The organism is Belnapia sp. AC561 (assembly GCF_979252845.1).
Genome location: NZ_CEEDBP010000012.1, coordinates 1 through 13,585, shown reverse-complemented (window position 1 = coordinate 13,585; position 13,585 = coordinate 1). Strand labels below are relative to the sequence as shown.

Genomic DNA, 13,585 nt, shown 5'->3' with positions numbered 1-13,585 from the left:
CAAGCTGCATTGGTCAGTCCATGTTCACCATGATGGTCTTCTTGTGGGTGAAGTGCTCCAGCATCGCTTCCAGCGAGGCTTCCTTGCCGAGCCCGCTGGACTTCACGCCGCCATAGCTGAGGTTCGCCTGGACGACGAGGTTCTGGTTGATCTGCACCAGCCCTGCCTCCAGCCGATGCGCCAAGTCCAGCCCGACCTTCAGGTTGTTGGTCCAAAGGCTGGCCGCCAGGCCGTATTCGCTATCGTTGGCCTCGGCCAGCACCGCTTTCGGCTCATCGAAAGGCGCCATGACGGTGACCGGTCCGAAGATCTCCTCCCGCACCAGCCGGCTGTCGGGGCCGAGGCCGGTGAAGATGACGGGCTGGATGAAGAGTCCCTTCTTCAGCGCCGGGTCGCTCGGCATGGCGGAGCAGACATGCGCAGTCGCGCCGGCAGTCGCCGTCCCCTCCTCGATGAAGCCGCGCACCTTGGCGAGCTGGTCCTTGCTGACAATGGTACCGATGTCGGTCTTCTCGTCCAGCGGGTCGCCCATGACCATGGCATCGACCGCGGTCTTCATCGCCGTCACGAATTTGTCGAAGATCGGCCGTTCCACATAGATGCGGCTCGCCGCCGTGCAGCTCTGCCCCTGCCGGGTGAAGCGCATGGAGGTCAGCGCGCCGGAAACGGTCTTGTCGAAATCGCAATCGGCGAAGACGATCATCGGCGACTTGCCGCCGAGCTCCAGTGTGACGGGAATGAGCTTCGCCGCTGCCGCGCGGGCGACGATCTTGCCGGTCTCGACGCTGCCGGTGAAGGTCACCTTGCGGACCAGCGGATGCTCGACCAGCGGCGCGCCGCATTCCGGGCCAAAGCCCGAGACCATGTTGAAGACGCCGGGCGGCAGGATGCGGTTCATCAGCTCGCAGATGCGGAGCACCGCGAGCGGTGCCTCCTCGGCCGACTTCACCACCACCGCATTGCCGGCGACCAGGGCAGGGGCCACCTTCAGCGCCATCAGCAGCATCGGCACGTTCCAGGGGATGATCGCCCCTACAACGCCGAGTGGCTCACGCACCGTCACGGATAGGACATTCGGCGCGAAGGGCACGCTCTCGCCTTTCAGCTCGCTGCCCAGGCCGCCGAAGAATTCGAAGACATCGGCGACGACGCCGGCCTCGACGCGCGATTCCGTCCGCAGCGCCTTGCCGGTCTCGAGCGCGATGAGCCGCGCCAGTTCCTCGACATGGTCCTTCAGCAGCGCGGCGCAGGCATGCACCATGGCACCGCGCTTGCGCGCTGGCACCTTGGCCCAGGCCTTCTGTGCCTTGGAGGCGGATTGCACCGCGGCATCCACATCGGACGCATCGCCTTCGGCAGCGTGGGCCACCTCGATGCCGGTTGCGGGATTCACCACAGCGAAGGTCGCGCCGTTCCGGCCGGGCACATAGCCGCCGTCGATGAAGTGGAAGCCCGAGAGCGACTTCGCCAGGGCGAAGGGGTCGAGGCTGGGGGCAGCGGGGGTGTGCTGGGGCCGGTCGAGCATGGATTTCCTCCCGGGATGGCGGAACATTGAAGGGGCCAGACCATGGGCCGCCGTCCCCACAAGGGCAAGTCAGCCAAGCCAAGCTTTCGGCCGCCCCCCGCAGGCTGATAGGATGAACCCAGGGTTATCGACAGGAGACGCAGCGCGTATGGCAGGCACAGTCTCGACGGCGACCGCCTCGCGCGGATGGCTGGAATGGGTGTGGTCCTCGGTTGCCGATCGCGGCCGGGCCTATGCGGATGTTCCTGCGGCCGGGCTGCCCCCGCTGGACCGCGCCTCCCGCCTGGCGGAAGCCCTGCTGTCGGAGCGCGGCGAGGCGTCCGGCGCTGCCGTTGCCCGCGAATTGCACGACAGCATCGCGGTATTGGCGCCGGAGGACCGGGTCGCCTTCCTGACCAAGCTCTCGGAAGGCTTCGGGCCCGACCCGGACAAGCTGCGCATCGCTGCCGAGGCCTGGCTCGCCAACCCCGGCCCCGACGTCGCCGCCCGGCTGGCCGAAGCCGCCGAGCCGCCGCGGCAGGAGCTGATCCGTCGCATGAACATGGCGCCGGGCGGCACCGCCCGTCTGGTCAAGATCCGCGAGGAATTGGCCACCCTGGCCCGGCAGCACCCGGCATTGCGGGTGCTCGACAGCGACCTCAAGCACCTGTTCACTTCCTGGTTCAACCGCGGCTTCCTGGAACTTCGCCGGATCGATTGGCAGACCCCGGCCGCGGTGCTGGAGAAGCTGATTGCCTACGAGGCGGTCCACGAGATCGCTGGCTGGGACGACCTGCGACGGCGCCTGGCGGCGGATCGCCGTTGCTTCGCCTTCTTCCATCCGGCGCTGCCGGGGGAGCCGCTAATTTTCGTCGAGGTCGCCCTGGTCGCCGGCCTCGCCAGCGCCATCCAGCCGTTGCTGGGGCGGGAGGCCCCGGCCGGCGATGCCGCCCGGGCCGATACCGCCATCTTCTATTCCATCTCAAATTGCCAGGAAGGGCTGCGCGGGATCTCCTTCGGCAATTTCCTCATCAAGCAGGTGGTGGAGGAGCTGAAGGCCGAGCTGCCGCAGATCACCCAGTTCTCCACCCTCTCGCCGGTGCCGGGCTTCCATCGCTGGCTGGACCGGCAGCTCGCCTCTCCTCCCGAAGGCGGCGTCTTCCGCGCCGATGAGGTCGCCGCCCTGACCGCCGGTGGCGAGCCGGATGCGACGGCGGCCTTCCAGGCCCTGACCGCCGGCGCTTGGTGGCAGGATCCGGTGCGGGAGACGGTGCTGCGCCCGGTGCTGCTTCGCCTGGCCGCCTGCTACCTGACCCGGCCCAATACCGGCATGAGCGGCATCGACCCGGTGGCCCGCTTCCACCTCGGCAATGGCGCCCGGCTGGAGCGGATCAACTGGCTCGGCAATACCGCCCAGCGCGGGATGCGGGAGAGCCACGGCATCATGGTGAATTACCTCTATGATCCCGAGACGATCGAGGAGAACCACGAGCGCTTCGTCCGCTCCGGCCAGGTCGCTCGCTCGGCCGCGGTGGAGGCATTGCTGGCCCTACCCGCAGCCGCCAAGGCGACGACCAGCCGGCTGACAGCGCGGCTGCCGCGGTTGCTGGGCGGTGACGAAAAGGCAGTGGCGCGGCCGGCTTAGGGGCGCCCGTCGGGCGGGGGTTTGCTCTAGTCGCGCCCCGACGCTTGGTGCATGACGGCAGCGACGATGCCCGCCAAGAGGAAGACGATCATGCAGGAAGCACCTGGCCCCCAAACGACGGGGCCCCAGCCGACAGGACCCCTGAAGGGCCTCCGCGTCCTCGACCTCACCCGCGTCCTCGCCGGCCCCACCTGTACCCAGATGCTGGGCGACCTCGGCGCCGAGGTCATCAAGATCGAGCGGCCGGAAGCCGGCGACGACACCCGCGGCTTCGCCCCGCCCTTCGTGCCGAATACCCGCGAGAGTGCCTATTTTGTCGGCGTTAACCGCAACAAGAAGTCGGTCACGCTGGATATATCGAAGCCGGAGGGCCAGGCGATCATCCACCGCCTGCTGGAATCCTGCGACATCCTGGCTGAAAACTTTAAGGTCGGTGCACTGGCCAAATATGGTCTGGGCTGGGAGCAGCTTTCGAAGAAGTACCCGCGACTGATCTACTGCTCCATCACTGGCTTCGGCCAGACCGGCCCCTATGCGCCGCGCCCGGGTTATGATGCGCTGATTCAGGCGATGGGTGGCGTCATGTCCCTGACCGGGGAGCCTGATGGCTCTCCGCAGAAGGTCGGCGTGCCCGTCGCCGACCTCTTCGCCGGCCTCTACGGCTGCATCGGCATCCTCGCCGCCGTGAACCACCGCAACAGCACCGGCCAAGGCCAGCAGATCGATATCGGCATGCTCGATACCCATGTGGCCTGGCTGGCCAACCAAGGCATGAACTACCTGGCGACCGGCGAGAACCCGCCGCGGCTCGGCAACCAGCACCCGAATATCGCGCCCTACCAGGAATACCCGACCAAGGACGGCTACATCATTCTCGCCGTCGGCAACGACCCGACCTTTGAGCGGTTCTGCAAGGCCAATGGCCTGGAGCATCTGCTGAGCGACGAGCGCTTCTCAACCAACCCCAAGCGCGTCGCCAACCGCGGCTTGGTGACCGAGACGCTGACCCCGGTGATGAAGTCGAAGACCACCGCGGAATGGATCGACGTGCTGGAGGCGCTGAAGATCGGCTGCGGCCCGATCAACACGCTGGAACAGGTCTTCGCCGATCCGCATGTCGTCGCCCGCAACATGACGGTCGAGATGCAGCACGCCAGCGGCGAGACGGTGAAGGTCATCGCCAATCCGGTGAAGCTTTCCGCGACGCCGCCCGACTATCGCAGCCCGCCGCCGGTGCTGGGCCAGCACACGGATGAGATCCTGGGCGGCCTGCTGGCCATGCCGGCTGCCGAGATCGCCGCGCTGCGGGACAAAGGCATCCTGTAGTCACCACGGATGGGCCGGTAATCCGCGACCCACCCACGTGCCGAGGCCGACGCCGGGGTAACGCCAGCCGTTCCCCGGCGTTGTCCCCAGCATGATCCCTTCGCCGAAGCCCTTTGCGCCCCGCCCGCCCTGGCTGGGCGCTACCCTGCAGACCCTGCGCGCACTGCGTTGGCCGATCCCGAACCGCCTGCCGCCCGGCCACCGGCTCTGGCTGCCCCTGGCCGATGGCGACGCCCTGGCCGCCAGCCTGCATCTGCCCCAACGCATGGCCCGGCAGCCCTTGGCCGTGCTGGTCCATGGCATGACCGGCAGCGAGGAGGACCCTTATCTACGCGAAGCGGCGGTCGGCTTGTTGCGCCGCGGCTTTCCCGTGCTGCGGCTCAATCTCCGTGGCTCCGCCCCTAGCCGTGCGCGCAGCACCAGCCACTACCACCTCGGCCGCAGCCAGGATCTCGCAGAAGCGCTGGAAGTCCTGCCGCAGGCGTTGACAGGGCAGGGGGTCGTGCTCGCAGGCTGGTCGCTCGGCGGCGCCCTGGTGCTGCAACTACTGGCGCAGGAGACCGCGGCCCTGCCGCCGATCCTCGGCGCCGCCGCCATCTGTCCGCCGTTGCAGCCGGAACTCGCCCATCGCGCCATCGATGCCCAGCCGATCCTCGGTCGCGCCCTGCTGGCGCTCTACCGGCAGGAAGTCCTGGCGGTGCCGGCCCGGGATCTGCCGGAGCCACTCCGCCAGGCAGCGCTCACGGCCACCTCCCTGGTGGAGTTCGAAGCGACGGTGACGGCTCCCCGCTTCGGCTACCCCTCCTATGCCGTCTATTGCGAGATGAACCGGGCGGCGGCGGCCCTCCCGCGCATCCGGGTGCCGACCCTGCTGCTCATGGCGGAGGATGATCCCATCGTGCCGATTGATAGCCTGGCTGGGATCGATTGGGCGGCCTGTCCCGCGGTGGCGCCTCTCTCGATCGCTGGCGGCGGGCATTGCGGCTTCTACGACCGCGCGGAAGACAGTCTTTCGGTGAGGACGATCGGCGCCTTCTTCGAAGGGACCGCTGCCCTGCAGTAGCCCATCGGTATAATGTTGAATTAAAAACAGTATGTGGCTGCGTGGCCACATGATTCTAGGGAAGCCTTGGCCGACCGCTTCGACGAGTTGCTGCAGATTAATGATTGCGCCATAAAAAGCCGAGCAGCACCGGCGCCAGAATTTACCAGTCTTCAAGAAAAAGCCCGGCTGCCTTCTGCCCGATTTTGTCGGTTGCGGAAATCATAATTGAATATCGGCAAGTCATAAGGCCGAGGTCGGGGGATATGACAATGATGCGGACTATTATGCTCGGGTGCACGGCTCTGGCCGGCGCCGGCCAGTTTGGCATTGGCCCGGCGCTGGCACAGGAAGCACCGACGATACGGATCGGCGGCTTCTTCCGCGCCTATTATGGCAATACCCAGCAAAGCGGCCGCAACTCCACCGTGCCGACGACCTTGCCGAACAACGTGGCCAGCGCTTCCGGCAACCTGCCGGCCAATGGTTCGGGCATCGCCCGGTTATCGAAGAACGACTTCAGCACCGATGCCGAGGTACGCGTCCTGGTCAATGGCAAGGTCGCCAATGGCCTCACCTATGGCGCGGTGGTGGAGATCGCCTTCAACCAGGCCGAGGGCCGCAACATCCTCCAGCAGCGGGCCAGCAGCGGCAAGACCACCGCCAGCATCGACGAGGCCTATGCCTTCGTCGCCTCTCCGACCTTCGGCCAACTCCGCTTTGGCGACGAGGATGGCCCGGTCGGCGGCCTGATGAACAGCGGCGTTGTCACCAACTTCGGCTCGGGCGGCATCTACGGGGACCGCGAATCCTTTGTCGTCCGCCAGGCCAATGCGCGGACCATGACGTCCCCCGGCGCGATCGGCGACAGTACGAAAATCATCTATCTCTCGCCGCAATTCTTCGGCTTCGACTTCGGCGCCAGCTTCGCCTTCAATTACAATGAGGGCGAGGATACCGGCTGCCCGAGCAATGCCTCCTCCGGCTGGTGCGACACTGCCTATGCCTTCACCGGGGCCAGCGCCATCGGCGTTCCCGCCGCCGGTGGCGGCTTCGCGGTGCGGCGCAATGAGCATCAGGCGGCCTTGCGCTGGCGCGGCAGCCTGGCGGGCGTCGGGCTCGCCTTCACCGGCGGCTATGTCGGTGCCGGTGCGGCAAGGGAGCTGACCACCACCGGCACCCAGGCACGGGTTTTCAATGCCATCAACGTCATGCAATTCGGCGCCCAGGCCTCGGCCCGGGGATTCACCCTCGGCGTGCAATACGAACACGGCGACGCGAATTATTTCTGGGGCAACACCCTACGTGGCGACCGGCCGATGGACCAGCTCTTCGCCGGTGCCAGCTATACCAACGGCCCATTCAGCTTCGGCGGCAACTACGTGATCGGCACCTTCGAGGGCGCCAGCCGCTCCAGCTTCAGTGCCGCCGAAGCGAATGCCTCGGGCGGGCGGAACAACCTCGTAGCCAATCCGGCAGGGACGGCGATGATGCGTCGCCTCGGCTTCGGCGTCGGCGGCAACTACCGGATTGGCCCGGGCCTCGACCTGCTTGCCGAATTCAGCAGCTATACCGTTGCCGAACGGGGCCGCGACCTCGACCCGCAGAATGCTGGGGTGCAGGACCGGTCGACCACCAAGGTCTTCCTGGTCGGCACCCGTCTGGCCTTCTGAAGGCGCGCAGCTGGAACACGCCGGCGGCTCAGTACCCCGGCCGCGGCGTCAGCTCCATGACCACCTGGTCCAGGCCGCCATCGACCAGGATCTCACCACCGGTGACGTAGCTGGATCGTGGGCTGGCGAGGAAGATCACCGCATCGGCGATATCCTGCGGGGTGCCGATGCGCCGTGCCGGCAGCATCTGCTCCCGCCGCTCCTTCACGCCCGGTGCCTGGTAGAAGGTTTCCGACATCGGTGTGCGGATCAGCCCGGGGCTGACGATATTGCTGCGGATCCCATCCGGCCCCCATTCCAGCGCGAGTTGGCGCGACAGCATTGCAACGGCGGCCTTGCTCGGGGAATAGCCGCCGCTGCGCGGCTGCGGGTTCGAGGCGGCGATGGAGGCGATATGCACCAGCGCCGCAGGCCGCCCCAGCATCTGCGGCCGGAAAGCCTGGGCGCAGAGCAGGTAGCCGGTCAGGTTCACCGCCAGCAGGGTATTCCATTCCTCCAGCGGCAGCTGCGCCAGCGGTCCGGCCCGCAGAATGCCGGCATTGTTCACCAGGATATCCGCCGGGCCGAGCTTGTCGGCACAGGCCCGTGCCGCATCGGCGATGCTGGCTTCGGATCCAGTATCGCAGGCGATGGCGGCCACCCGGCCTCCGGCCGCGGCCAATTGCTGCTCGATCGCCCGCAGCCCCTCGCGGTCCCGGTCGAGCAGCGCAACTGCGGCGCCTGCCTCGACAAAGGAGGCGGCGATGGAACGGCCCATGCCGCCCGCGGCCCCGGTGACGACAGCGATCTTGTCTGCGAGGCCGAGCCAATCGGTATTCATGCGCTACCCTCCCGCTTTTGCGCCGATGAGACGCGGGGCGGGAAGGGCGGTCAAGGGGCCCTGCGGTCCGGTGTCAGCGCTGGCGCAGCACCTCGGCCGCCTCGATGGCGAAATAGGTCAGCACGCCATTGGCACCGGCCCGCTTGAAGCCCAGCAGGCTTTCCAGCATCGCCCGTTCGTGTTCCAGCCACCCGTTCCGAACGGCGGCCATGATCATCGCGTATTCGCCGGAGACTTGATAGGCGAAGGTCGGCACGCCGAAGCGGTCCTTCACCCGCCGTACGATATCCAGATAGGGCATGCCAGGTTTGACCATGACCATGTCGGCGCCCTCGGCGAGGTCGAGCGCAACTTCGCGCAGTGCCTCGTCCGAATTGGCCGGGTCCATCTGATAGGTCTTCTTGTCACCGCGCAGTGCCTTGCCGGACCCGACCGCATCACGGAACGGGCCATAGAACGCGGAGGCGTACTTGGCGGCATAGGACATGATTCGCGTATCGATCAGTCCCTGCGAGTCCAGCGCGGTGCGGATGGCAGCGACGCGGCCATCCATCATGTCGGAAGGCGCGATGACGTCGATCCCCGCCGCCGCCTGGTTCACCGCCTGCGTCACCAGGATGGCGACGCTGTCGTCGTTGTGGACGTATTCGCCGGCGGTGGTGTCGCGGATCACCCCGTCATGCCCATGGTCGGTATAGGGGTCCAGCGCCACGTCGCCGACCAGCCCAAGTTCGGGGAATTCGCGCTTCAGCAACCGCGCCGCACGGCACATCAGGTTGTCCGGATTCAGTGCCTCGGAGCCCTCGGCATTCTTCAGCTCCGGCGGCGTCATCGGGAAGATGGCGACGGCGGGGATGCCAAGATTGACCGCCTTCTCCACATGCCCCGCCAGCCGGTCTATGGAAACGCGGACGACCCCGGGCATGGAGCCGACATCGGTGGTCTGGCACTCGCCCTCGCGGACGAAGATCGGCCAGATCAGGTCATCGACCGTCAGGCTATTCTCGGCATTCAGCCGGCGGGTCCAGGCATCCCGCCGATTGCGCCGCATGCGGGTATTCGGGAAGCTCCCGACCGGCGATCCGATGGTCATGCGGCCTCCAGCGCCTGGGTGAGGTCGGCGATGATATCGTCGATATGCTCGATGCCGATCGAGAGCCGGACATAGCCCGGTGTCACCCCGGTCGACAGCTGCTCCTCGGCCGAAAGCTGGCTATGCGTGGTGGTCGCCGGATGGATCGCCAGCGACCGCGCATCGCCGATATTGGCGACGTGATAGAACATCGTCAGCGCATCGATGAACTTCGCGCCCGCTTCCGCTCCGCCTGCCATCTCGAAGCCCATCAGGCTGCCATAGCCGCCCTTCAGCGCCGCATCGGCACGGCGCTTGGCTTCGCCGGTCTGCACGCTCGGATGGATCACCCGGGTCACCTTGGGATGCGCCGAGAGGAAGGCTGCGACCTTCAGCGCGTTGGCGCAATGCCGCTCCATGCGCAGCGGCAGCGTCTCCAGCCCCTGGAGGAACATGAAGGCGTTGAAGGGCGACATGGCGGCACCGAGGTCGCGCAGGGTGCAGGTCCGCATGCGCAGGATATAGGCGATGGGGCCGAGCGGCTTGGCCGCCTGCGACCAGACGGCGCCATGGTAGCTCGGGTCCGGGCTATTCAGGGTGGGGAAGCGGTCGCCACCGGCCTCCCAGTCGAAGTTGCCGCCATCCACCACGATGCCACCGATGCTGGTGCCATGCCCGCCGATGAATTTCGTGGTGCTATGCATCACCACCGCGGCGCCGAGCGCCAGCGGCTTGCAGAGGATGGGTGCGGCGGTATTGTCCATGATCAACGGCACGCCGAGCTTCCGGCCGATGGCCGCCACCTCCGCGATCGGGAAGACCTGCAGCTTCGGGTTCGGCAGGGTTTCTGCATAGTAGCAGCGGGTCCGGGCGTCGGTGGCGCGGGCGAAGCCCTCCGGGTCGGCCGGGTCGACGAAGCGGACCTCGACGCCGAACTGCTTCAGCGTATTGGCGAACAGGTTCCAGGTGCCGCCATAGAGATCGGTCGATGAGACGATGTTGTCCCCGGCGGCGCAGAGGTTCATCACGCAGAAGCTGGTCGCCGCCTGGCCGGAGCCGACCGCCAATGCCGCCGCACCGCCCTCGAGAGCCGCGATCCGCGTCTCCAGCGCATCGCAGGTCGGGTTCATGATGCGGGTATAGATATTGCCCAGCTCCGCTAGGCCGAAGAGCCGCGCCGCGTGGCCGGTATCCTGGAACTGGAAGCTGGTGGTCTGGTGGATCGGCACCGCGACCGAGCCGGTGGTGGGATCCGCCCGATGGCTGCCGCCATGCAGGGCCAGGGTCTCTGGGCTGGTCCAATTGGGCATCTTGGCCTCCGTACGCGCATCTCTCCGCTGACGAAGTCGTGCCACTTGTCGCGCTTCCGGGAAAGGGGCGCCCGCGGGCCATCTTCGGCAGCCGGACAGGCGACGTGCCGCTTTGCCTGTCATTCGGATGATCCACCCTCATCGTGTATTGGCGAGCCCCCCGCACCATTCCTTTTTTGTTCGCTGGAAGTTCTGCGCGTCTGGAGCGGCACCTTCGCCTCCGCAAACATCTTTCTATGCTGTGTAAATTATGCACCTGAGTCGGGAAGACGATGAGTGACTTATCCTGGCACTTTGTCAAGTAATTTACATTACGGTCCTTCTTCGGCTTTTACCGCTTGCCAAGCTTCTTCCATCCGCTCTAGCGACACATCCGCTGGGCCCAGACCCTCTGCTGCCAGACGTTGTTCAAGCCCTTGGAAACGACGTTCGAATTTGGCATTGGCGCCACGCAGGCATTCCTCCGGATCCAAATCGAGCTTTCGCGCCAGATTGGCGAGGACGAAGAGCAGATCGCCCACCTCATCCGCCATTCGGACCGGATCTGCCGTTGGCAATTCAGCCCGCAGCTCGGCCGCTTCTTCCTCAAGCTTCTCGAAGACGCCACCGATATTCGGCCAGTCGAACCCAACCCGCGAAGCTCGCCGAGTCAGCTTGGCGGCGCGTGTGAGGGCAGGGAGGTTGGTCGGTACCCCCGCCAGCGTTCCCGTCTCGGCCCGGGCAGCCCGCTCTACCGCCTTCTGCGCTTCCCAGGCGACGGTCTGGGCTTCGGCATCGCGCGCCGCCGCTTCGCCGAACACATGCGGATGTCGACGAATCATCTTGTCGCCGATGCCAGCCGCCACCTCCGCGAAACCGAAATGCCCGAGCTCCTCCGCCATCTGCGCGTGGTAGACGACCTGGAACAGCAGATCCCCCAGTTCATCCAGGAGGGCCGAAAAATCCGGCCCGCGCCGGATCGCGTCCGACACCTCATGCGCCTCTTCAATCGTATAGGGCGCGATCGAGGCAAAATCCTGGACCTGGTCCCACGAACAACCATTCGGCGCCCGCAAACGAGCCATGATAGACAGTAAACGAGAGAGAGCAACCTGCGTGCGGGCCGAGTCGGGCATGAGTATTCCTTAAGGTTCGGGTGAGGGGATCGGCCGATATCAATGCCATCCCGTATCTGATGCCGCCATGCTGCCCACAACGCCGCATAACGGAGGACGTCATGATCCGCATCCTGTCAGCCGCCCGATCCCGATGGCACTCGCCGGCGCCTATTCCCAGGACTAGGCCTGCACGCCGAGTCGCGGGACGGTCGAAAACATCGAGCGTGGGCTGGCCACACCGCACCAACTGCGCTTTGCCCAGCTCGGTGTCTATGTCCGGGAAGCCGCCTGTCGCCCTGAGGAATCTCGCCAACCGATGCTGATGCGCCAGGACTTCGCTTGCGAGGGGCTCTGGATGATGACCATGAACGACTAGCTGACCGGTTTCGGCGATGTACTGGGCCTCGCCCGCCGCATCCCCTTCATCCGCCCGGGGGACGGCGGACGCGACCGCGGTCATCACCGCAGTGGCCGAGAGCAGGGAAGGGGGTCACCCAGGACGACCAGCGGGATTCATTGCCAACGCTAGGCGTCTGAGCGCCGGAGCGGCCGAACAACTCGCCACTGCCGCAAAATCGACCGAGCGTGCGGGCGAAAGGCAGCTCAATAATTGAATCCATTCCGCATTCTCGCGCAATACTCGGGCTGCCATTCGCAGGGAGGCGGACGATGAACGGGTTGGATCAACTCTACCGGTGGAATGCCTGGTTCGATGCGCAGACCCCAAGGTACCGCTTCGATCTGGCAGTCTGGGCGGTTGTGATACTGGGCCTGCTGAACCTGCTGCTGACCCTGGCATTCGGCATGGCCTTCGGCCTGCTACTGTTGCTCGGCCTTATCCTCGCCAATGTGGCGCGGCTACCTTATGCGTTGGGGGAATTGCCGCCGCCGGCCACGGCGGCGCACCTGGCCGGGGCGGAACGGCTGCAGGCTTGGCATCGCCGCATCACCGGCGCGCCCGATGATGTGGTCTCGCTACCGATCCTCGGCGTCGCCTTGGCAGCGATCCTTGGAATGGGCTCGCTGGCCGCGCTCAGCGCCAAGGCCGGGCCAGGCTTCGGGATCCTGTTCATCCTCGCGGTGGTCAATGCGCTGGTGGTCATCCGTGGCCACGTGCCGGCCAAGCTGCCGCCTGAAGCTGTGCCGGTACCACCACAGCCGCTCGCCATTGGCCAGGACCGGCAGCAGTCCAGTCTGGCGTGAGAAGGGAGGCCGCGGCCGCTGGGCGCGGCCTTATCCCCAAATCTAATTACCGCATAAGATATATTATGGAAAATAAAGACCTGGGGATAAAGCCGTGGAGAAGCTGTGGGTAGCGTGTTCCATCGCTTGACCGTGTCTTCCCAGACCCGGGCTGCTCAGGTGAGCGGCACGTCCAGCACCATGCCGTCATGCGCCGGCTCGATTCCCGGCGGCAGGTCGCGCAGCAGCGCGGCGTAGTCCATGCCCGGCCCCATATGCGTCAGCACGGTGCGCCGCGGCTTCAGTCTCGCTACCCACTCCAGCACTTGGTCCAGGTTCGCGTGCACCTTGTGTGGCCCACGCTGGAAACAGCCGACCACCCAGGTGTCCAACCCCTCAAGCGCCGGCATGCTTTCCTCCGGCAGCATCACCACATCGGTCGAATAAGCAAAGCGACCGATCCGGATGCCGAGCGTATCCATCACCCCATGATCCTGGCGGAAGACTTCAACCGGCAGGCCGGCCGCCTCGAAGCGATCGCCATAGGCCACCCGTTTCTGCTCCAGCGCCGGCCGGTAGAAGAACGGCGGCGTCGGGCCGATGAAGGCGTAATCGAAACGATCATCCAGTTTCTGCATGGTGGTCCGGGTGCCATAGGCGTCCAGCGCCTGGCCGATGACCCGATTGACCTGTCGCAGGTCATCGATGCCGAGGCAGTGATCGGCATGGGCATGGGTGAAGATGATCGCATCCAGCTTCGCTGCCCGCGCCGCTAGCAGCTGTTCCCGCATATCCGGTCCGGCGTCGATTAGCAGCCGCCGCCCATCGGGCCCCTCCAGCAGTGCTGAGGTTCGGGTCCGCCGGTTGCGCGGCTCGGCCGGGTCACAGTCCCCCCAATTACCCCCCTCGCCCTC

11 protein-coding genes are annotated in these 13,585 nt (G+C 66.1%); 5 read left to right on the top strand and 6 right to left on the bottom strand.

Going from position 1 to position 13,585, the window contains the following annotated elements:
• Nucleotides 1-13 precede the first annotated feature (13 nt).
• On the bottom strand, nt 14-1,525 hold the full coding sequence (locus AC0IW9_RS12000; protein ID WP_471648484.1) for an aldehyde dehydrogenase family protein: 1,512 nt from the start codon (nt 1,523-1,525) through the stop codon (nt 14-16).
• Between the two features lie 148 nt (nt 1,526-1,673).
• Between AC0IW9_RS12000 and AC0IW9_RS11995 the strand changes: the two genes are divergently transcribed.
• The 4 genes from AC0IW9_RS11995 to AC0IW9_RS11980 all read left to right on the top strand — a co-directional run bounded on the left by AC0IW9_RS11995 (nt 1,674) and on the right by AC0IW9_RS11980 (nt 7,190).
• Entirely contained in the window at nt 1,674-3,149 is a 1,476-nt protein-coding gene (locus AC0IW9_RS11995; RefSeq protein ID WP_471648483.1) for a malonyl-CoA decarboxylase, read from the top strand.
• Nucleotides 3,150-3,239: 90 nt separating this feature from the next.
• The gene (locus AC0IW9_RS11990; RefSeq protein ID WP_471648482.1) at nt 3,240-4,475 is read left to right on the top strand and encodes a CaiB/BaiF CoA transferase family protein; all 1,236 of its coding nucleotides are present in this window, start codon (nt 3,240-3,242) and stop codon (nt 4,473-4,475) included.
• Nucleotides 4,476-4,566: 91 nt separating this feature from the next.
• Nucleotides 4,567-5,538: a YheT family hydrolase gene (locus tag AC0IW9_RS11985; protein WP_471648481.1), complete on the top strand. Its 972-nt coding sequence runs from the start codon at nt 4,567-4,569 to the stop codon at nt 5,536-5,538.
• A gap of 251 nt (nt 5,539-5,789) precedes the next feature.
• Nucleotides 5,790-7,190, top strand: a complete 1,401-nt coding sequence (locus AC0IW9_RS11980) for a porin family protein (RefSeq protein ID WP_471648480.1) — start codon at nt 5,790-5,792, stop codon at nt 7,188-7,190.
• Nucleotides 7,191-7,218: 28 nt separating this feature from the next.
• Here AC0IW9_RS11980 and AC0IW9_RS11975 read toward each other — a convergent pair whose 3' ends face one another.
• The 4 genes from AC0IW9_RS11975 to mazG form a co-directional block, all read right to left on the bottom strand.
• Nucleotides 7,219-8,010, bottom strand: a complete 792-nt coding sequence (locus AC0IW9_RS11975; protein ID WP_471648479.1) for an SDR family NAD(P)-dependent oxidoreductase — start codon at nt 8,008-8,010, stop codon at nt 7,219-7,221.
• Nucleotides 8,011-8,083: 73 nt separating this feature from the next.
• Nucleotides 8,084-9,103: a porphobilinogen synthase gene (hemB, locus tag AC0IW9_RS11970; RefSeq protein WP_471648478.1), complete on the bottom strand. Its 1,020-nt coding sequence runs from the start codon at nt 9,101-9,103 to the stop codon at nt 8,084-8,086.
• Nucleotides 9,100-10,392 (bottom strand): O-acetylhomoserine aminocarboxypropyltransferase/cysteine synthase family protein, encoded by a 1,293-nt coding sequence (locus tag AC0IW9_RS11965; RefSeq protein WP_471648477.1) that lies wholly within the window; start codon nt 10,390-10,392, stop codon nt 9,100-9,102. The genes hemB and AC0IW9_RS11965 overlap by 4 nt, the downstream gene beginning before the upstream one ends.
• A 311-nt stretch (nt 10,393-10,703) precedes the next feature.
• A complete protein-coding gene (mazG, locus tag AC0IW9_RS11960) occupies nt 10,704-11,507 on the bottom strand; it encodes a nucleoside triphosphate pyrophosphohydrolase (protein WP_471648476.1) in 804 nt (267 codons plus the stop codon).
• A 651-nt stretch (nt 11,508-12,158) separates the two neighbouring features.
• Between mazG and AC0IW9_RS11955 the strand changes: the two genes are divergently transcribed.
• Entirely contained in the window at nt 12,159-12,692 is a 534-nt protein-coding gene (locus tag AC0IW9_RS11955; protein ID WP_471648475.1) for a hypothetical protein, read from the top strand.
• A 155-nt stretch (nt 12,693-12,847) separates the two neighbouring features.
• Here the strand turns inward: AC0IW9_RS11955 and AC0IW9_RS11950 are convergent.
• A partial coding sequence (locus AC0IW9_RS11950) for an MBL fold metallo-hydrolase (protein ID WP_471648474.1) occupies nt 12,848-13,585 on the bottom strand: 738 nt, incomplete at its 5' end.

Excerpts from the sequence above, each read along its gene's own strand:
- AC0IW9_RS12000 (WP_471648484.1), bottom strand. The coding sequence starts at position 1,525 with ATGCTCGACCGGCCCCAGCACACCCCCGCTGCCCCCAGCCTCGACCCC.
- AC0IW9_RS11995 (WP_471648483.1), top strand. The coding sequence starts at position 1,674 with ATGGCAGGCACAGTCTCGACGGCGACCGCCTCGCGCGGATGGCTGGAA.
- AC0IW9_RS11990 (WP_471648482.1), top strand. The coding sequence starts at position 3,240 with ATGCAGGAAGCACCTGGCCCCCAAACGACGGGGCCCCAGCCGACAGGA.
- AC0IW9_RS11985 (WP_471648481.1), top strand. The coding sequence starts at position 4,567 with ATGATCCCTTCGCCGAAGCCCTTTGCGCCCCGCCCGCCCTGGCTGGGC.
- AC0IW9_RS11980 (WP_471648480.1), top strand. The coding sequence starts at position 5,790 with ATGATGCGGACTATTATGCTCGGGTGCACGGCTCTGGCCGGCGCCGGC.
- AC0IW9_RS11975 (WP_471648479.1), bottom strand. The coding sequence starts at position 8,010 with ATGAATACCGATTGGCTCGGCCTCGCAGACAAGATCGCTGTCGTCACC.
- hemB (WP_471648478.1), bottom strand. The coding sequence starts at position 9,103 with ATGACCATCGGATCGCCGGTCGGGAGCTTCCCGAATACCCGCATGCGG.
- AC0IW9_RS11965 (WP_471648477.1), bottom strand. The coding sequence starts at position 10,392 with ATGCCCAATTGGACCAGCCCAGAGACCCTGGCCCTGCATGGCGGCAGC.
- mazG (WP_471648476.1), bottom strand. The coding sequence starts at position 11,507 with ATGCCCGACTCGGCCCGCACGCAGGTTGCTCTCTCTCGTTTACTGTCT.
- AC0IW9_RS11955 (WP_471648475.1), top strand. The coding sequence starts at position 12,159 with ATGAACGGGTTGGATCAACTCTACCGGTGGAATGCCTGGTTCGATGCG.